Origin of the sequence: Limnohabitans sp. B9-3, from assembly GCF_002778325.1 — a bacterium.
GTDB classification, from domain to species: Bacteria; Pseudomonadota; Gammaproteobacteria; order Burkholderiales; family Burkholderiaceae_C; genus Limnohabitans; species Limnohabitans kasalickyi.
The window spans coordinates 87401-110442 of the sequence record NZ_NESI01000011.1 but is presented as its reverse complement, the minus strand read 5'-3'; the positions used below and the strand labels follow the sequence as shown (position 1 = coordinate 110442).

Below are 23042 nucleotides of genomic sequence, written 5' to 3'. Positions count from 1 at the left end.
CACACACCCTGTCTTTGTCGAATTAAGTCACACGCACCATGGTCAACACAATCCAAGTCATCGCCAAAACCAACCTTGCCGATACTTACCAAGCCATCGAAATCGTTTCCGGTCACGGTTCTTTGGGCAAGCCCGTCAGGTTAAAGGCGTTTCCGCGTGGGCGTTATTTGCTGCAAGACCCCGCGTTGAACAACCAAGGTCCGCAAACGTTACGCACCCAGCGTGTTGGCAAAAACTTGCATGTCTTGCTAGATGGCCACGCTCAGCCCGATTTGATCGTCGAGGGCTACTTTGACGAAGCCAACTTGATCGACCCCAACCAAGGCCTCATGGGCCGAGGTCCAGATGGGCTTATGCACAGCTATCTGCCCAGCGAGTCGGGTGTGTCCGGCTTGGGTGTGGACGGCGGGGGCGTGGTGTCCCATTTCCTCAATTCGGTTCCGTTGTCAGAGGTTGCGTGGCCTATGACGGCAGGTGCCACTGCAGGCACCACTGCTGCAACTGGCATTGGTCTGGGTTATCTGGCTGGTACGGGAGCAGGTATTGCTTTGGCTGCGGGTAACGTTCGTCGCAGCGGCAATGCTGCAGGTGGTGCAGACAACAGCGCCGCTAAACAACTCGCTGCCGCGGCCGATCAAGCCGCTGCCGCTGCCGCGACCGATGCCAATAACGCCGCTGCCGCCGCTAACGCCGCCAAGGTCGAACTTGCCAACGCCGTTGCCGCCCTACCAACCCTTCCCACACCAGCCACGCCAGCGCAGTTGGCCGCCGTGGAAGCCAAACAAAATGCAGCAATCGCAGCTGCCACAGAGGCGGCCAACAAAGCCACAGCTGCGACAGTTGCAGCCACTGCTGCCAGTGCCGCCGCGGTTGCCGCGAATCAAGCCGTGCCTGCCAGCGTGGCTGCAGCCAACAACGCCGCCACAGCAGCGAATAACGCCGCGACTGCTGCTACCAACGCAGCCACCGCCAGTGAAACCACCACGGACGCACAAGTCGCCGCTTTGGCCGCAGCCGCTGAAGCCGCCGCCACAGCTGCCAACACGGCTGCCGCAGCGGCCAACACCGCCAAAGATGCAGCCGAAACCGCCAAAGCTGAACTCGCCGCTGCTGTTGCGGCGTTGCCTGCGCCTCCTGCATCGCCCACGCCAAGTCATCTGACCGAATTGAGCACCAAGCAAAGCGCCGCCGAAGCCGCAGCCACTCAAGCTGCGGCCAAAGCCACAGAAGCCAGCAACGCCGCCACAGCTGCCATAAACGCAGCCACGGCAGCACACAACGCCGCTGTTGCTGCCAATGAATCCGACCCCTTGGTCTCTGGCACATCCACCACTGCTGTGGACGCCGCAAACACCGCTGCTACCGCAGCCATGAGCGCAGCTACGACAGCCAACAACGCGGGTCAAGCCCTCGCCTTGGCCATCATCAGCAGCGCCGCGCAGGGCAACAACGCCAGCGCCACATCGCCCTCAGAAAACGTCTACCAACTCGCAGGCGTTTCGGGTGTCACGCCTGCCAACTTGTCAGCGCTGAGCAACTTGCTCAACGGTGGTGCCGTTGACGGTGAGGCCACCAACACCACAGGCGAAGTGCAGGGCATCGTGGACCAGTTGGCCGCCTATTTGGTCGCCATTGACGCCATCCAAACTGCCGCGCAAAACAACTCAGCCACCGACACCAGCCCCAGCTTGCCGCAATACCTGGCCGCGGGTGTGAGTGGTGTCAACAGCAGCAACTTGGCCGCCATCAACAGCGCGTTGAACAGCAGCGCCGTCAATGGTGCGGGTGCTGACACGGCCTCTGAGTTGCAGGCCATCGTCAACAGTTACACCACCCTCTTGGCTGCGGCGGATGGTACGGCGGGCAACGCCACCACCACACCGTCCAGCACTGACTACGCTGCCATTGGCGTGACCGGCGTCACCCCAGCCACCGAAGGTTTGTTGGGCACTGTCATTGACGCCAATGCGGCCACTGCAGTGGACAGCGTGTCCAAACTGCAAGGCTTGGCCAATGCGGTGGCGGCGACCCTCGCTTACACCGGGAACAACGGCGGGAACAACGCCCAAGCTCAAACAGCGCCAACCGTCGACCAACTGAACGCGCTGACGCATGCTGCGACAAACGGCATCAACGGTGGTAACAACGGTGGCGGTCAACCCACCAGCGCCGTCACCCCCGACAACCTAGCTGCCGTGTTGGCCGCCTTAGCCGCCGCCAACGCAGATGGCACGCCCGTGGCCACCCAAGCCGAGCTCGAAACCCTTGTCAACCAATCGGTCAGTGGCTACACCGCAGCCTTGAACCAAATCAGCACCGCGGCAGAAAACAACACCGCCAGCGCCACCAGCCCCAACGCCACGCAGTACACCGCAGCCGGTGTCAGCGGCGTCAACGCCAGCAACTTGGCCGCCATCAACGAAGCGCTCAACAGCGCAGCCGTGAATGGCGACAAAGCCAACTCAGCCGCTGAAGTGCAGGCCATCGTCAACGCCTACAACGCTGTTTTGGGCGAAGCCAACGGCGCGGCCATCGATGCCAACGCCAACAGCAACCCCACGGCTGAGCAGTACGTCCTCATCGGGGCCAACATCGGCGCAGCGGCCACCACACCCGCCAACCTCGCGCTCTTGAACAACCTCGTGGGCGCGCAAATCGCCGCCGGTGTCGACACCATCGCCGAGATCAACGAACTCGCCCGCATCGCCAACGCCATCCAGACCCTTGCGGCTGGTGGCACAGCCACGCCTGCGCTCACCAACGCCGACTTCGCCAAAGTAGGCCTCACCGGCGTCACTCCCGACAACTTGCCCGCTGTTTTGTCCGCCATCGCCAGCAAAAACGACAACGGCAGCCAGACCGAATCGCAGGGCGAGTTGCAAACCTTGGTCGACAACGTCAGTGCCGCACTCAGCGCTTTGAGCAGCTTCGCGCAACTGAACGCCACGGGCATGGCCCATGCGCAAGGCACCACGCCTGACCTCACCACCTACGCCAACGCCGGTGTTAACAGCGTGACCGCCGACAACCTCGCCGCCATCAACGACGCACTGGCCTCCGCTGTGGTCGATGGCGGAAAAGCCGACACGCCAGCCGAGTTGCAGGCCATCGTCGACGCCTTCAACAAAGTGCTCAATGCCGCCAACGGCACCGACGCAGACGCCTCACTGGCCAACACCGCGAACGCCACCGACTACGCCCGCTTGGGACTCACGGGCGTGACCACCGCCACCGCTGCCTTGCTCAGTGACGTGGTGGACAGCAAAGCCAACGCCGATGTGAACACGGTGTCCGAATTGCAAACTTTGGCCGATGCCGCCAAGGTGGTTTTGGGTTACTCCAGCGCAGCCGCTGCCGCTGCCGCCAATACCGTGCCCACCGCCGCCGATTTGAACCATCTGGTGTCAGGCGTCACTGAGGCCAACTTGGCTGCTGTGTTGGCCGCACTCGAAGCCGCCAACGGCAGCGCCACGCCTGCTGCACCGCTCACCCAAGCCACCTTGCAAACCGTGGTGGACAACATCAACAACGCCCTCAACGGCATCGTCACGGCAGCCGGCAACAACAGCGCCGTCTCGGGCGGCCTGTTGACCCTCGCGCTGTATGCGAACGCAGGCGTCACCGGCGTGAGCGCGGCCAATGTGGGCCTCCTCAACGACATGCTCGACACAGCCGCCATCAACGGCAGTGCTGTGGACAGCCCCACCAAAGTGCAAGCCTTGGTCGATGCGTTGACACACATCCGTGCTTTGGCCGATGCCACCTCAGACACAGGCCCGAAATTGGACAACGCCGACCTCTTTGCCCTGGGTCTCAGCGCGGTGGTGCCCCTTGATGCACAACGACAGCTCTTCAACGACACCCTCGACAACGCGGGGGCTGCGAGCGTAGACAGCGCCGCCAAAATTTTGAATCTCGCCAGCATTGCCGAGCGGGTGGTGCAAGTGGGCTTAGGCCAAACCCCTGCCACTGCTTTGACCGCAGCTGACATGACCACCATCGGTCTGAGCGGTGTGACACCCGCGAACCTGAGCCGTGTGCTCGCCGCCATCGACACCGCCGTGGTGGGCAGCGATGCCCGCACCGTCGACACCTTGGGCGAACTGCAAACCTTGGTCAACACCGTCAACTGGCTGGCCAGCACCGCGCCCGTGGTGATGGTTGAAGCAGCCAACGGCGTGAGCACCACAGAGTTGCTGGATGGCTTGCAAACCGTGGTGGTCGTGCCCGCCGATGCCAGCGTGGGCGACGTGTTGACGCTCTCGCTCAAAGACCCCAATGGCGATGTGCGCAGCGTCACCCATGTGTTGACCGCACAAAACTTGGCCAGCAGCAGCGTCACCCTGACCGTGCCCCGCACCGCCGTGGACGAAGACGGCAACTACACCCTCACCAGCCACATCACGCGCCAGAGCGACGGCTTGATCACCGCCGACAGCGTCAGCAACTTTGTGTTGGATGCGACTGCACCCACCTTGTTGGTGACGAGCATCTCGGGCGACGCTGTCTCCTTGCTCACCAACGGCATGGGCCAACTCATCAATGCCAAAGGCGAATTTGACGCCGTTGAGCGCGGTGTGGTGCTCACAGCCGTGGCAACACCTGTGATCATTCAAGGCACCACCAACGCCGAAGTGGGGCAGGGCGTGCAAGTCACGCTCAATGGTCTGACCTACGCCGCCACGGTGGCTGCGGGTGCCAGCGCACAGCCCAACACCTGGACCATCACCTTGCCCACGACCGACGCGATCGCGTTGAACCACGGCAACACCTACAGCGTGAGCGTGCAGGCCAACGACGTGGCAGGCAACCCCACGGTGGAAGACCGCTTCAGCCTGTTTGTGAATACCGCCTACCCTGACATGCCCACGGTGGACAACCTGTTCACGCACGGCGTCCTGCAAGGCTCGGCGTATGCCGCCACGCCCACGCTGTCTGGCAAAGCTGCCAAGCTTGTCTCGGTGGGCGCAGACCCCACTGTCAGCAGCAACTACATCGCCTTGGCCGGCAGTGACCAAATCACCGTGACTGTGGCTGGACAAACCATCACCGGCACCATCGCAGCGATGCCCGCCGGCTTGAGCTACAACGCTGCCGCCAAAACTTGGAACCTCAACACCAGCTTGATCAGCGGCTTCACGCCTTTGGCCGACGGCAGCTACAACGTGGCGGTCACCGTCGCGGCGGGTGGCGTCGTCAAAAACGATCTGGGCAGCAACGAGCTGGTCATCCACAGCACGCCACCCGTGGTCACACTCAACCCACTCGCGGGCGACGGCTACATCAATGCCGCCGAAAACATCCAAGACCTGGTCGTTTCGGGCACCACCGACGCCCAAGTGGGCTCTGCGGTCACCTTCACCGTGGGTGGTGTGACCTACACCGCCCAAGTGCAAGCGGGGGTGGGTGTAGGCGCGGCCAACACTTTCTTGCTGAGCGTGCCAGCCGCCGCCTTGCAAAACTTGGCCAACGGCGCACAAACCGCGCAGTTGAGTGTCACCAACCGCTATGGCAGTGAAACGCTGCTAAGCCCCAGCCTCACCGTGGACACCCAAGCCCCGGGTCAAAACCCAGACGGCAGTGATGCCGCCGTGGCCCTGCCCACCGCCGTGTTGCCCGAGAGCGTCAACGCCACTCCTGGCATCAGCGCGGCCGAGTTGGCCGACGGCGGCGGCATCGAAGTCAACGTCACCTTGCCTACAGGTTCGGTGGCGGGTGATGTGGTGCAAATCGCAGTCACCGCGCCCAACGGCACCGTCCGCACTGTCGACCACGCACTGTCCGCCACAGACATCACCTATGCCGCCACCCACGGGGGCGCGGTGGTGCTCACGCTGCCTGTGACCAGCGTTGCCGCAAACGGCAATTACACGGTTACGGTGACCACCCGAGACGTGGCCGGCAACACCAGCAAAGTCAGCGCAGCTACCAACTTCACGCTCGACACCCAAGCCCCGGGCCAAAACCCCGACGGCACCGACGCCGCCTTGCCTGCGCCCGTGCTCACCTTGGCCGAAGCCGTCAACGGCGTGAACCAAACCGAGTTGGCCGACGGCCTGCAATACCAAATCACACTGCCCAGCGGCAGCAAAACCGGCGACGTGCTCAGCTTCACGTTCACCGCGCCCGATGGCACAGTGCGCACCGACAGCCACACCGTCACCGCCCTTGAGGCAGCAGCAGGCAGCGCCAGCTTGACGCTGGCCAACACCTTGGTCAACGAAGACGGCACTTACACCGTCACCGTCACCAGCACCGACTTGGCGGGCAACGTGGGCAACTACGCGGCCAACACCGGCACCACCACGTTTGTGCTGAACGCCGCCTTGAGCACGCTCATCACCTTTGCACAAACCAACGCCACCGGTTTGGTCAACGCCAGCGGCACCGTGCCCGATGCCACCACATATGCAAAAGCCGGCATCACCGGCGTGGACGCCAACAACCTCAGCGCCATCAACGACGCCTTGGCCAGCGCCGCCGTGGACGGCTCCGCCACCCGCACCGTGGCCCAAGTGCAAGCCATCGTGGACGCCTACAGCGCCATCTTGGCTGAGGCCAATGGCAGCGCCCCCGACGCCAGCCCCATCGCCACCCCCACCACCGACCCCACCCAAGCGCAATACGCCGCCGTGGGCGTGACCGGTGTCGACTCCGCCGCCAAAGAAACCCTGCTCGGTGCCGTCATCGGTGCCAAAGTGGCAGGCGATGTCAACAGCGTCGCCGAGCTGCAAACCTTGGCCAACGCCGTGGCCGCCACCGTCACCTACACCGGCGCAGCGGGCCAAACCGGCCCCGACGCCACCCAACTCAACAGCCTCACCGGTGGCACGGGTGCTGCGCACACCGTCACGCCTGACAACCTGAGCGCGGTGCAAGCCGCCCTCGCAGCGGGCAACACCAATGGTTCGCCCATCGCCAGCGAGACCGAACTGCAAGGCCTGATCGACGCTGCCATCACCGGCTACAACAACGCGCTCAGCACCTTGAGTGGCTTCGCCCAAGCCCAAGCAGGCGGGCTGGCCAACGCCATCGCGCAGGCAGCCACAACCCCTGCGTTGGCCGACTACGCCGCTGCCGGTGTCACCGGTGTCGATGCCAACAACCTCAACGCCATCAATGACGCCTTGGCCAGCCTGATCGTCGACAGCTCACTAGCCGACTCTGCCGCTGAAGTGCAAGCCATCGTCAACGCCTACAAAGCCGTTTTGGCTGAGGCCAACGGCAACTTGGCCGATGGCAACTCCGCCAGCAACCCCACGGCCACGCAATACGCGCAAATCGGTGCCAGCATCGGTGCCGCTGCCAGCGATGCCGAAAACCTGAGCTTGCTCAACGACATCGTGGGTGCCAAAACCACCGCCGGTGTGGACACCGTCGCTGAGATCGACGAATTGGCCCGCATCGCCAACGCCATCCAAACCGTGGCTGCCGGTGGCACAGCCACGCCTGCGCTCACCCCAGCCGACCTCACTTTGGTGGGCCTGTCCGGTGCCAACAGCGATAACCTGAAAGCGCTGATCAACGCCATCGCAGCTCAGCCCAACAACGGCATGGGCACCGACTCGCTCAGCAAGTTGCAAGGCGTCATCGACAGCGCTGCTGCCGCTTACAACAGTGCGCTCACCGCCATCCAATCGGCCGCGCAAAACAACAACGCCACCCCCACCCACCCCAGCTTGGCCCAATACGAATCTTTGGGCGTGAGCGGTGTGACCGATCAAAACTTGGGCGCCATGAACAGCGCCTTGAACGACGCCGACATCAACGGCACGCAGACCAACACCGCCGCCAAAGTGCAAACCTTGGTCGATGCCTACAACACCATCTTGGGCACCGCCGACGGCGTGCCGGGCAACGCCCCCGACCCTGCCGCTAGTGACTACACCGCCATCGGCATCAACGGTGTGAACACCCCACAAGAGCTCAGCCTCTTGGGCGACGTGCTCGACGGCAAAACCAAAACCGACATCAACACCTTGGCCAAGCTGCAAGTCTTGGCTGATGCCGCGCAAGCGGTGATGGACGGCAACGCCACGCAAGCCCAACTCGAAGCCTTGGGCGTGACCGGTGTCACCCCCGACAACTTGAGCACCCTACAAGCAGCCTTGGCAGCTGCCAATGACGCGACCGAGCTCAACACCCAAGCGGGTTTGCAAAGCGTGGTGACCGACGCGCTCAATGCCTTGTCGGCCATCCAATCAGCTGCGCAAAGCAACACCGCCAGCGCCACTACCCCCAGCGTCGCTCAGTACGACGCCATGGGCGTGACCGGGGTCACTGCGCAAAACTTGGCCGCCATCAACAGCGCCTTGAACGATGCCGACGTCACCGGCACCCAAGCTGACACTGCGGCCAAAGTGAAAGCCATCGTGGACGGTTTTAACGCCGTCTTGAACAACGCCGACGGCACCGCCAACAACGCCAGCAATCCGTCTCAAGCCAACTACGACGCCATTGGCGTGAACGGGGTGGACACCCCGCAAGAAGTCGGTTTGTTGGGCGACGTGATCGACGCCAAAGCCAGCACCGACGTCAACACCGTGGTCAAACTGCAAGCCTTGGCCGACGCTGTGCAAGCCGTGATGAACGGCAACCCCACCGAGGCGCAACTCGTCGCCTTAGGCGTGACTGGCGTCACCAGCGCCAACCTCAGCACCGTGCAAGCCGCCTTGGCCGCGGCCAACGATGCCACCCAACTCAACGCGCAGGCAGGTCTGCAAGGCGTGGTGAGCAACGCCATCAGCAGCTTGGCTTTGATTGAAAACGCCGCGCAAACCAACACCGCCACCGACACCACGCCCACTGCTGCGCAATACACCGCCATGGGCGTGACCGGTGTCAGCGCGCAAAACTTGGCCGCCATCAACAGTACTTTGAATGACGCCGATGTCACCGGCGCACAAGCCAACACCGCGGCCAAAGTGCAAGCCATCGTGGACGGTTTTAACGCCGTGTTCAACAACGCCGACGGCACTGCCAATAACGCCGCCAACCCCACCCAAGCCCACTACGCAGCCATCGGCGTCAATGGTGTGGACAGTGCCCAAAAAGTCACGTTGCTAGGCGATGTGGTGGATGGCAAAACACAGGCCGATGTGAACACGACTGCCAAATTGCAAGCCTTGGCCGACGCCGTTCAAGCCGTGATGAACGGCAACGCCACGCAAGCCCAACTCGAAGCTTTGGGCGTGACAGGCATCACGGCTGCCAACCTGAGCACCGTGCAAGCGGCCTTGGTCGCCGCAGGCCCCAACGCTGCCACTCAGCTCGACACCCTCGCACATCTGCAAACCGTGGTGAGCGACGCACTGGGCGCTTTGGCTGCCATCGAAGCTGCTGCACAAGCCAACACCGCCACCGCCACCACACCGAGCGCCGCGCTCTACGTCGCCATGGGTGTGACCGGTGTGACCGCGCAAAATTTGGCGTCCATCAACGACGCGTTGAACGACGCCGACGTCACCGGCGCGCAAGCCAACACCGCGGCCAAAGTGCAAGCCATCGTGGACGGCTTCAACGCCATCCGCAACAACGCCACCGGTGGCAGCAACGCGGTCACCAACCCCAGTCAAGCCCATTACGCCGCCATCGGCGTGACCGGTGTGGACACGCCGGAAGAAGTCAGCCTGATGGGCGACGTGATCGACGGCAAAGGCAATCACGACGTCAACACCGTGGCCCAAGTGCAAACCTTGGCCGACGCCGTGCAAGCCGTGATGAACGGCAATGCCAGCGAAGCCCAACTCGTTGCCTTGGGTGTGACCGGCGTCAGCAGCGCCAATCTGAGCACTCTGCAAGCCGCCTTGGCCGCGGCCACAGATGCCACCCAACTCAACACCAAAACGGGCGTGCAAACGGTGGTCACCAACGCCATCAATGCCTTGAGCGCCATTGAAGCCGCTGCCCAAAGCAACACCGCCACAGCCATCACCCCCAGTGCCGCGCAATACGCCGCCATGGGCGTGACCGGCGTCACCGCACAGAACCTGGCCGCCATCAACGACGCGCTGAACGACATGGACGTCACAGGCTCGCAAGCCAACACCGCGGCCAAAGTGCAGGCCATCGTTGACGGTTTTAATGCCGTGTTGAACAACGCCAACGATGCCACCACCGCCAACCCGTCGCAAGCCAACTACGCCGCCATTGGCGTGAGCGGTGTTGACAGCGCAGCCAAAGCCAATTTGTTGGGCGACCGCATCGACGCCTTGGCTGCCGCCGATGTGGACCAAGTCTCCGACGTGCAAAGCTTGGCCGATGTGGTGTCTGCCGTCATGGCCGCCGCTGCCTTGGGCGCGGGTGCCAGCAGTACTCTCAGCAAAGCCCAACTCGAAGCGCTGGGCATCACCAGCGTGACCGACGACAACCTGAGCGCCGTGCGTGCAGCGATCGTGGCCACCGCAGACAACGGCAGCGCGGTGGACAGTCTCAGCAAATTGCAAGCTGTGGTGAGCGCCGCTGCGACCAATGCCGCCAGTGCCTTGACCACCCTGAGCACGTTCGCGCAAGCCAACACCCAAGGCGTGGCCACGCCCACGGGCACCGTGCCTGATCTGAGCGCTTACACCCAAGCCGGTGTCGCGGGTGTCAACGGCAACAACCTGAGCGTCATCAACGACGCGCTGGCCAGTGCACCGGTGGACGGTTCGGCGGTCAACACCACCGCCAAAGTGCAAGCCATCGTCGATGCCTACAACGCCATTCTGGGCGAGGCCAACGACACCACCAGCGCCGCAGGCAACACCACACCCGATGCCACACCGAGCGTCAACCCCACGGCTTCGCAATACGCCTTGATCGGTGCCAACATCGGTGGTGCCGCCACCGATGCAGACAACCTCAACCTCTTGAACGACATCATCGGCGGCCTGCAAACCACCGACGTCAGCACCATCGCCGCCATCAACGATTTGGTGCGCATTGCCAACGCCATCCAACTCACGGCCGCCAATGGCACACCCACGCCTGTCTTGACTGCTGCCGACTTGGTCAAAGCCGGTTTGTCTGGCGTCACCCCTGACAACCTGCCCGCCGTGTTGGCCGCCATCGCCGCCCAAAACAACGACGGCAGTGCGACAGACGCCTTGAGCGAGTTGCAAGCCATCGTCACCACGGCTGGCAACGCCGCCGCCAGTGCGCTGGCCACCCTCAGCGCCTACGCCGAAACCAACACCACCGGTTTGGCCAGCGCCACCGGCACTGCGCCTGTGTTGGCCGACTTCACCGCCGCTGGCGTGACCGGCGCCGATGCGACCAACCTCAATGCCATCAAAGATGCGCTGGCCAGTGCCAGCGTCAACGGTGCGGCTGCCCAAACCACGGCGCAAGTGCAAGCCATCGTCAACGCCTACAACACCGTGTTGGCCCAAGCCAACGATGTGGCCGACAGCGTGGGCAACAACACGCCCGCCACCACGGCCAACACCACAGCCGTGCAATACGAACTCTTCGGTGCCGACATCGGCGCGGCCGCCAGCGACACCGACAACCTCGGCCTCTTGAACGACGCTGTCGCGGGCAAACAAGCCGCTGACGTGGACACCGTGGCCGAGATCAACACCTTGGCCCGCATTGCCAACGCCATTCAGCTCACTGCGGCCGATGGCACAGCCACGCCCGCTTTGAGCGTGGCCGACTTCGTGACGCTGGGCCTCACCGGCGTGACGGTGGACAACTTGCCCGCCGTGCTGGCGGCCATCGCCGCCAAAGCCAACAGCGGCACCGAGACCGACAGCCTGAGCAAGTTGCAAGCGCTCATCGACACCACCGCCACCGCGCAAACCACCGCCATCAACCTGATCGCGGCCTATGCCGAAACTGGGGCCACTGCACCCGCCACCACCGACTACGCCGCTGCGGGTGTGAAGGGCGTGAACGCCACCAACCTCAGCGCCATCAACGACGCCATCAACCACCAAAAAGGCGCTGACCTCGTTTTGGGCAACGCCAACGACCGAGACGGCGCCGACACCACCGCCGAAGTGCAAGCCATCGTGGATGCCTTCAACACCCTCTTGGCCCAAGCCAACGACGTGGACAGCACAGCCGGCAACAACACCGCCGCCACCAGCCCCAACGCCACCGCGGCGCACTACGCGCGCATCGGTGCCAACATCGGCGCAGCCGCTACCGACACAGAAAACCTGAGCCTACTCAATGAGATCGTTGGCGGCCAACAAAGCAGCGATGTCAACACCGTGGCCAAGATCGACAACTTGGCCCGCATCGCCAATGCCATTCAACTGATCGCAGCGGGTGGCACACCCAACCCTGCTTTGACGACCTCAGACTTTGCCACGGTGGGCTTGACGGGCGTGACCTCAGAAAACCTGCCCGCCGTGCTGGCTGCCATTGGCGCTAAAGCCGACGACGGCACCCAGACCGACAGCTTGAGTGAGATGCAAACCATCGTCACCGCAGCAGCAGCAGCAGCCGTGGTCGCCTTGGGCGACTTGAGCACCTTTGCCAACGCCAACGCCACGGGTTTGGTGGCTGCCATCAACGCAGCCCCTAGCACCGTCCCCGTGCTTGGCACCTACGTGGCCGCTGGTGTGACCGGCGTCAACGCCAACAACCTCGACGCCATCAATGACGCCTTGGCCAGCGCCCCCATCAACGGTGCAGCGGCTGACACCGCCCCCAAATTACAAGCCATCATCGATGCCTACAACACCATCTTGGCCCAAGCCAACGATGTCGATGGCACGGCGGGCAACAACACGGCTCCCACCTCGACCAATGCCACCGCCGCGCAATACGCGCTTGTCGGTGCAGACATTGGCACCGCCGCCAGCGACGCCGACAACCTCAGCCTTTTGAACGACATCGTGGGCGGTCAACAGACCGCGGGCGTGGACACCGTGGCCGAGATCAACAACTTGGCCCGCATCGCCAACGCCATCCAAACTGTGGCCGCCGGTGGCACGCCGGCGCCCGCTTTGAGCGCTGACGACTTTGCACAAGCCGGTTTGGAGGGCGTGACGGCAGACAACCTGTCAGCGGTTCTTGCTGCCATTGCCGCTAAGAACCCCAACGGCAGCGAAACCGCCAGCCTGGGGGCTTTGCAAACCCTCATCACGGCCACAGCCGCCGCACAAACCGCCGCGATCAACAAGATCGCGGCTTACGCCGAAGACGGCGTGAACAACCCCGCACCCGACGCGCAAGACTACGCCGACGCCGGTGTGGCCGGTGTGACGGATGGTGCCTCGGGCAACCTGAATGCCGTCAGCGACGCCATCAACAGCCAAAAGGGCAGTGATGCCATCTTGGGCAACACCAACGACAAAGACGGCGCCGACACCACGGCCGAAGTGCAAGCCATCGTCAACGCCTACAAGGTCATCCTGGCCCAAGCCAACGACGCCACCAACAGCGCAGGCAACAGCACCGCAGCCACTACGCCCAACGCCACGGTCGCGCAATATGCCGCCATTGGCGCAGACATCGGTGCCGCCGCCACCGACGCTGACAACTTCAACTTGCTCAGCGACATCGTCGCGGGCAAGCAAGCTGCGGATGTGAACACCGTGGACGAGGTCAACGAACTCGCCCGCATCGCCAACGCCATCCAAATTTTGGCCGCTGGTGGCACCAGCACGCCTGCACTGACCGAACTCGACTTGGCCAAAGCCGGTTTGAGCGGCGTGACCGTGGACAACTTGCCTGCAGTGCTAGCCGCCATCGCTGCTCAAAACCCCAACGGCTCAGACACCGACAGCCTGAGCAAAGTGCAAGCCGTCATCACCACCGCAGCTGCGGCGCAAACAGCAGCGATCAACAAGATCGCGGCCTATGCCGAAAACGGCGTGAGTAACCCAGCCCCCACCGCTGCCGATTACGCGGCCGCGGGTGTGTCGGGCGTCACCGCAGGGGCTTCGGGCAACTTCGGCGCCATCAACGACGCCATCAACAGCCAAAAGGGCAGCGACGCCACGCTGGGCAACGCCAACGACAAAGACGGCGCAGACACCACGGCCAAAGTGCAAGCCATCGTCAACGCCTACAACGCCATCTTGGGCGAGGCCAACGACACCACCAGCGCGGCTGGCGACACCACCACGGACGCGACGCCCACCGTCGACCCCACTGCGGACCAATACGCCCTCATCGGCGCGAGCATTGGCAACGCGGCCAGCGACGCCGACAACCTGGCACTGCTCAACGACATCATCGGTGGCCTGCAAAACACCGATGTCAACACCGTCGCCAAAATCAACGATTTGGCCCGCATCGCCAACGCCATCCAAACCATGGCAGCCGGTGGCACACCCGCGCCCGCTTTGACCGACGCCGACTTGACCCAAGCGGGCTTCTCCGGTGTCACCCCCGACAACTTGCCCGCTGTGCTGGCCGCCATTGCCGCCAAAAACGACAACGGCAGCGAGACCGACAGCTTGGCAAAAGTGCAGGCCGTGGTCACCGCAGCGGCCAATGCGGCCAGTGCTGCGCTGGGCACCATCAGTGCGTTTGCACAAACCAATGCCTCAGGCTTGCTGATGGCTACAGGCGCCGCACCTGCGTTATCCGACTTCACGACGGCGGCTGTCACCGGCGTGGACGCCAACAACCTCGCGGCCATCCAAGACGCCTTGGCCAGCGCCGTCATCGACGCCGCCAAGTCCAACACCCGCGTGCAAGTGCAAGCCATCGTCGATGCCTACAACGCGGTGTTGAGCGAAGCCAATGGTGCGACGACCGATGCCAGCGCCACCGACCCCACGGCCGAACAGTACGCCGCCATAGGTGTCACTGGCATCACCACCGGCGTGAAGACCGATTTGCTGGGCGACGTGATCGGCAGCAAAGTCAGCACCGATGTGGACACCGTGGGCGAGGTGCAAATCTTGGCCGACGCCGTCGCCGCTGTGATGGCCAACGCTGTGAGCACAGGCATCGTGTCGCTGGCACAGTTGCAAGCCTTGGGCATCACGGGCGTGACGGCCGACAACTTGGCCGCCATCCAAGCGGCCATTGCAGCCACCCACAACGATGGCACCGGTGTGGACAGCCAGTCCGATCTGCAAAGCTTGGTCAACACCCTCAACACGGCGGTCACTGCCATCAGCACCTACGCACAGGCCAACACCGGCACTGCACCCACTGAGCAAAACTACGTCGACGCAGGCGTGACCGGATTTGTATCCGCCAACTTGGCCGCCATCAACAACGCCTTGGCCTCGGCCAACGTCACCGGTTTGTCGGTCGACACACCGGCTGAAATTCAAACCCTCGTCAACGCGTACAACGCCATCCTCGCCAGCGCCGACGGCACCGACAACAACGCCACAGCCCCCACCGCCGCACAGTACGCCGCCATTGGCGTGACGGGCGTCGACAGCGCTGCAGAACTGAGTTTGTTGGCCGATGTGATCGACCTCAAATCAGTTGCCGATGTCAACACCGTAGCCAACGTGCAGGCTTTGGCCGACGCCGTGAAAACAGTCATGAACATGGCAGCGGGCATCGCCCCCACCGCCCCCGCTGCCGACACCGTGGCACAGCTCACGCTCTTGGGCGTGACCGGCGTCACCACCGTCAATTTGTCTCGCGTGCTCGCTGCCTTGGCCAGTACATCCGACGACGGTAGCGTGATCAGTACTTTGGCGGGTTTGCACGCCGTGACCGATGTGCCGCAAGCGCACGCCACACTGGTCAGCGTTACCGACGACTTTCCCGTGGCCACCAGCACCATTGCCAACAACGGTTACAGCGACGATGCCACCCCCACGTTGGCAGGCACCTTCACCGGCACCTTGGCCGCAGGCCAAGTCATTGCCGTGTACGACACCGTCAGTGGCACCCGTTTGGGCGTTGCCACCGTCAACGCAGGCGCAGGCACTTGGACCTTCACCCCTACGTTGCCCATCAGCACCATCAAAGCCGACTTCAGCTTCCAAGCCGTGGCCGAAAACGCCTACGGTTTGCGCGACGACACGCCGAGCGGCACCAGCTTGATGCACTTCGACAACACCCCGTTGACCATCGTCACCCAAGTGAGCGATGCGATTGCGTCTGTGGCTGATTTGAAAATCGTCTTTAACCAAGATGTGGTGGGCGTACAAGGCAAGCAAATCAAGCTTTACAACCAAGCCAACGATGCGCTGGTTGCCACCATTGATGCCGATCACACTGTGGTGATCGACGGCGTCGTCACCATTGACCATGCCAGCGTCACCATTGACCCCACCAACCCCTTTGTGCTCGGTCAGCAGTACTACGCCAAGATCGACGCGGGCGCTTTCCGTTCGCTCAGCGGCGTTGAATTTGCAGGTTATGCCAGCGCAAGCGACTGGACGTTCTACCCCGCCGACCCCGTCACCACGGTCGAATTCAGCGGTGCCAGCGTCAATGCCACGAACGGCATCAACGCGGCAGAACTGGCGAACTTGACCATTGGCGGCACCATCTCCAGCAATTCGTGGGGCGCGGTGAGCAACCTGGAGATTGCCAAAATCAGTTTCGTGCCCACGACTGGCACCACGGTTGAGGTGACCTCAGGCTTCACCACCACCCTCAACCAAGGTAGCCCAAACTGGACGCTCGCCAACCACGCCGACTGGACCAGCCAGCTGGTGAGCGGCACCGCTTATCAAGTGCGGGTCGAACTCGCCAGCAGCGTCAGTGGAACGCCCACCTTGTCCACAGCCAGCACGTCTTACACGCTGATCGACACCACGGCACCCATCATCACCCTCGACGCCACACTGGCAGGCGACAACATCGTCAATGCCGCTGAAGACAACGATTTCACCGTCAGCGGCTCCACCTCTGGTGCGGAAGACGGCCAAGTTGTCACCGTGACGGTCACTGATGGCACGAATACGCTCACCAAAACCGCCACCGTGTTGAACAACGCTTGGGCTTTGAGCGTGGCGCAAAAGGCCGACATCAGCGCCTTCATTAACGGCAACGTATCCATCAGCGCGAGCGTGAGCGACCGCGTAGGCAACACTGGTACGACGTCACTCCCAATCCGAACCGTCACGCTGGATAAGGCGCTGCCCACCATCAGCGGCGCGCCTGCCATCACGGCCAACACCGGCCTGACTGACGTCAGCAACATCACCACGCTCAACGAGGGCGACACCGTCACCTTCACCGTCACCTTCAGCGAAGCGGTCGTGGTGGACACCACCGGCGGCACGCCCAAGCTCGCCCTCAACATCGGCGGCACCACCGTGCAAGCCAACTACGCAGGCGGTACTGGCACCACGGCGCTCACGTTCACCGCCACCATCGCCGCCGGTTTGAACGACGCCAACGGCATCAGCGTGGCAGCCAACGCCTTGACGCTCAACGGCAGCACCCTCAAAGATGCCGCTGGTAACCCCGTTGTCTTGACCCACATCGCGATGGGCGACAACGCCAGCTACGTGGTCGACACCGCAGCTCCTGTGGCACCGGTGCTCACCTTGGGCACAGGCGTAGCCAATGGCGCCACAGCCGATGAAGCCACCGCCGCAGGCGGCGTGGTCTTGGTCACGGCAGAGCAGGGCGCGTCTGTCGCGGTGACATTCACCGACGGTGCCAGCACACCGCACACGGTCACCAAAACCGTCACCGGCAACGGCACCACCCCTGTCGCCGTGGTCTTGACCAGTGTCGAGCGTGGTTTGTTGATCGACGGCACCATCCGTGTCAGCGCCATTGCCACCGATGCAGGCGGTAACGCCAGCAACGCAGGCTCGACCAGCTTCACCCTCGACACCTCAGCGCCTACTGCGCCGGTGTTCACTTTGGGCGCTGGTGTGTCGGGCGGCGCCACAGCCGCAGAAGCCATCGCCAGCACGGGCGTGGTCAGCCTCACGGCCCAACAGGGTACGACTGTGGACGTCACTTTTACCGACAGCGCCACGCCAGCCCACACCTTCACCAAAACCGTCACAGGTAACGGCAGCACTGCTGTGCCCGTGGTCTTGACCAGCGCAGAGCGGGACAGCTTGGCGGAAGGCACCATCAACGTGAGCGCTGTGGCCACCAACGCCGCAGGCAGCACCGGTGGCGCAGGCACCACCACGTTCACACTCGACACCCAAGCACCGTCTGCACCCTCGGCTCCTGTTTCATACCAAGACAACGCGGGCAACACCACCGGTGACGCCAGTGCCGCAGCCACCACCGACGACACCACACCTGGCGTGCAAGTCGGCGCAGGTCTCACCACCACGCCCAAGCTCTACGTCAACGGCGTGTTGACGGCGGCCACGTACGACAGCGGTACCGGTTTCTTGACCCCTGTCGCACCTCTGGCCACCGGCGCCCAAGCGCTCACGTACACACTCACCGACGCCGCAGGCAACGAGAGTGGCCAAAGCCCCGCTTTGAACGTGAACCTCTTGGCAGCACCTGTGTTCACCAGCGCGGCCACTGCCACGTTTGCAGAAAACACAGCCACAGCCACCGTGGTTTACACCGCGCAAGCCACGCAATCGGGCAGCGCTGTGAGCTACACCCTGGGTGGCACAGATGCGGGCAAGTTCAGCATCAACGCCAGCACCGGTGCGCTGACCTTTGCTGCTTCGCCCGACTTCGAAGCGCCGACCGATGTGGGCGGCAACAACGTGTACGACGTCACCGTGCGCGCCACCAACAGCGCGGGCGGCTACACCGACCAAGCCGTGGCCATCAGCGTGACCAACGCCAACGACCCAGCGGTTATCGGCGGCAACCTCAGCGGCGCGCTGACCGAATCCAACGCCGCCCAAACCGCCACCGGCACACTGGCCATCACCGACCCCGACGGCGTCGGCCAAGCCGCGTTCCAAGCTCAGACCAACACTGCGGGCAGCAGCGGCTGGGGCAAGTTCAGCCTCACGTCGGCTGGCGCGTGGACCTATGTCATGAACTCGGCACAAGACCAGTTCGTCAATGGCCAGACTTACACCGACAGCTTCACCGCCCTCAGTGTGGACGGCACCACCCAGCTCATCACCGTCACCCTCACCGGGACCAACGATGCGGCTGTGATCGGCGGCGTGACCACTGCCACCTTGACCGAAACCAATGCGGTGCAAAGTGCCAGCGGTGCTTTGACCCTCAGCGATGTCGACAGCGCAGCCACCTTCACCGCGCAAGCGGGCACGACGGGCAACAACAGTTACGGCACCTTCACGCTCAACACTGCTGGCGCGTGGACCTACACCATGGGTTCGGCCCACGATGCGTTCGTGGCGGGCCAGAGTTACACCGACAGCTTCACGGCGGTGTCGGCAGACGGCACCACCCAGACCATCACCGTCACCCTCAACGGCACCAACGATGCGGCTGTCATCACCGGCGTCAGCACGGCAGCCTTGACCGAAACCAACGCGGCCCAAAGTGCCACCGGCACGCTGCTCATCAGCGACGTCGACAGCGCTGCTACCTTCCAGGTGGAGAGCAACATCGTGGGCAACAACAGCTACGGTGTGTTCAGCATCAGCAGCGCAGGCGTGTGGACCTACACCATGAACAGTGCCCACAACGCGCTGGTCGACAGCCAAACCTACACCGACAGCTACACCGCCAAAGCCACCGACGGCACGACCCAAATCATCACCGTCACACTGACCGGCACCAACGACGCCGCCGTCATCACCGGCGACACCGTCAAGGCCTTGACCGAAACCAATGCGGCGCTCAGCACCAGCGGCACCTTGACGATCGCTGACGTGGACAGCGCCACCACCTTCACCGCGCAAGCGGGCACCGCAGGCAGCTACGGCACCTTCACGCTCAGCAGCGCAGGCGTGTGGACCTACACCATGGACGGCGCACACAACGAATTTGTGGCTGGCCAGGTCTACACCGAAACGTTCACGGCGGTCAGTTCCGATGGCACCAGCCAGTCGGTCACCGTCAATATCACGGGCAGCAATGATGCGGCGGTCATCAGCGGTGCGACCACCGGTGCCTTGACCGAAACCGATGCAGCCCTGAACACCAGCGGCGCCTTGACCATCAGTGATGTGGACAGCGCCACCACCTTTGTGGCGCAAGCGGGCACAGCGGGCAGCAACAACTACGGCACCTTCACGCTGGCCACCAACGGCGCATGGACGTACACCATGGGCACTGCCCACAACGAGTTTGTGGCGGGCCAGACCTACACCGACAGCTTCACCGCGGTCAGCGCCGACGGCACCTCACAAGCTGTCACCGTCACGATCACCGGCACCAACGACGCACCCGTGTTGGCCGACACCGTGCTCAGCCTGAGTGGCTTGAACGAAGACGCCGCCGCCCCAGTGGGCGTGGTGGGCAACCTCGTCAGCACCCTCGTGGGCGGCCTGTCTGACGCCGACACGGGCGCTGTCCAAGGCATCGCCATCACGGGCACCAACACCACCAACGGCACGCTGTACGTCAGCACCGACTCGGGCACCACATGGACGCTCGTGGGCGCGGTCAGCAGCACCAGCGCTTTGCTCTTGGCGTCTGACACGGCCACACGTCTTTACTACAAGCCTGCGGCCAACACCAACGGCAGCACCGCCGACGCCGTGACCTTCGTCGCGTGGGACAAAACCAGCGGCACTGTGGGCAGCAAAGTCAGCATCGCCACCCATGGCGGCAGCAGCGCTTTCTCCACGGCGTCCGACACCGTGGCCATCAGCATCAGCGCTGTCAACGACGCGCCGGTCAACACCGTGCCAACCGCACAAACCACGGCCGAAGACACGGCTTTGGTGATCACCGGTTTGAGCATTGCCGACGTGGACGCAGGCACCGGCAGCATGAGCGTCACCCTCAGCGTGAGCCAGGGCACCGTGACGGTGCTCGCCAGCGCAGCGACCACAGCGGGTGTGACCCTCAGCACCAACGGCACCCCCAGCGTGCAGCTGAGCGGCACCGTCAGCGCCATCAACACCTTGCTGGCCACCACCAACGCGTTCACCTACACCCCGAGCGCGAACTACACCGGCGCAGACACCCTGACCCTGCTCATCAACGACGGTGGCAACACCGGCAGCGCTGGCGCGTTGACCGACAGCGACACGGTGGCCATCACCGTCACCGCCGTCAACGACGCACCCGTCAACACCGTGCCTGCATCGCTGAGCACCGACGAAGACACAGCCTTGCTTGTCACCGGCTTGAGCATTGCCGACGTCGACGCAGGCACCGGCAGCATGACCGTCACCCTGAGCGTGGCCCATGGCACTTTGGCCGTGGTCGGTGGCACCGCCACCATCGCAGGCAGCGGCACGGCCAGCGTGACCCTCACTGGTACCTCGGCGCAAATCAACGCCACCCTGAGCGCGTCCAATGCCGTCACTTACACACCGACGGCCAACTACAACGGCGCAGACACCCTCACCATGGTCAGCAGCGACGGTGGCAACACCGGCACCGGCGGCACCTTGACCGACACCGACACGGTGGCCATCACCGTCAACGCCGTCAACGATGCGCCCGTCAACACCGTGCCCGGCGCACAAACCACCGCCGAAGACACGGCCCTGGCCGTGACCGGCCTGAGCATTGCCGACGTGGATGCAGGCAGCAGCACGATGACCGTCACGCTCAGCGTGGGGCAGGGCACCATGACGGTGCTCGCTAGCGCTGCCACCACAGCTGGCGTCACCCTCAGCACCAACGGCACCAGCAGCGTGCAGCTGAGCGGCACGGCCAGTGCCATCAACACCTTGCTGGCCTCGACCAACGGCGTCACCTACACGCCCGCCCTCAACTACAACGGCGCAGACACGCTGACCATGGTCACCAGCGACGGCACCGCGTCCGACAGCGACACCGTGGCCATCACCGTGAGCGCCGTCAACGATGCGCCCACCGTGACCGTGCCTGCGGCACAAAGCACCAACGAAGACACGGCCAAAGTGATTGCCGGTTTGAGCATTGCCGACGTCGATGCCAGCACTGGCACCATGACGGTCACCCTAAGCGTGGGGCAGGGCAGCGTGACCGTGTTGGCCAGTGCGGCCACCACAGCAGGCGTCAGCCTCAGCACCAACGGCACCGCCAGCGTGCAACTCAGTGGCACTGTCAGCGCCATCAACACGCTGTTGGCCATGGCCAACGCCGTGACCTACGCACCCACGGCCAACTACAACGGCAGCGACACCCTCAACGTCACCGTCAGCGACGGTGGCAACACCGGCTCGGGAGGCACCAAGTCCGGCTCGGGCAGCGTGGCCCTGACGGTCAACGCCGTCAACGACGCGCCTGTCAACACCGTGCCCGTGGCACAAACCACCACCGAAGACACGGCTAAAGTCATCAGCGGCCTCAGCATCGCCGACGTGGACGGCGGCAGTGGCACCTTCACCGTCACCTTGGGCGTCGACCACGGCACCGTCACCGTGCTGGCCAGCGCCGCCACCACAGCGGGCGTCACCCTGACCACCAACGGCACCGGCAGCGTGCAGCTCAGCGGCACGGCCAGCGCCATCAACACCGTGCTGGCCACCGCCAACGCCGTCACTTACACGCCATCGGCCCACTACAACGGCGCAGACACGTTAACCATGACCACCAGCGACGGTGGCAACACCGGCTCGGGCGGCCCACAAAGCGACATCGACACTGTGGCCATCAGCATCAGTGCGGTCAACGATGCACCGGTCAACACACTGCCCGCCACCTTGGTGACCAGCGAAGACACCGTCACCGCGCTCAACGGTTTGAGCGTGAGTGATGTCGACGCCGGCACAGCCAGCATCACCGTCACCTTGACGGTGCTGCAAGGCACCTTAACCGCCCAAGCTGCGGCAGCCACGACCGCAGGCGTCACCCTCGCCACCAACGGCACGGCCAGCGTGCAACTCAGCGGCACCGTCTCGGCCATCAATGCCTTGCTCGCCACACCAGGCGGCGTCAGCTACACGCCCGCGACCAACTACAACGGCACTGACACGCTGACCATGCTCACCAACGACGGTGGCAACACCGGCACCGGTGGCACCTTGAGCGACACCGACACCATGGCCATCACGGTCAACGCGGTCAACGACGTACCGGTCAACACCGTGCCTTTGACCCCGCTCACCACCAACGAAGACACCGCGCGCACCATCACCGGCTTGGCCATTGCCGAC

At 63.6% G+C, this 23042-nt stretch carries 1 protein-coding gene (cut by a window edge); it reads left to right on the top strand.

Annotation, left to right across the window (positions count from 1 at the left end; all coding sequences use genetic code 11):
• Positions 1-38: 38 nt before the first annotated feature.
• A protein-coding gene (locus B9Z42_RS15170) for a VCBS domain-containing protein (protein WP_100134256.1) crosses the window boundary here: on the top strand, positions 39-23042 show its 5' portion. It continues 18339 nt past the right edge of the window; 23004 of the gene's 41343 nt are visible here — the first part of the coding sequence; it begins with the start codon at positions 39-41; its stop codon lies beyond the right edge, outside the window.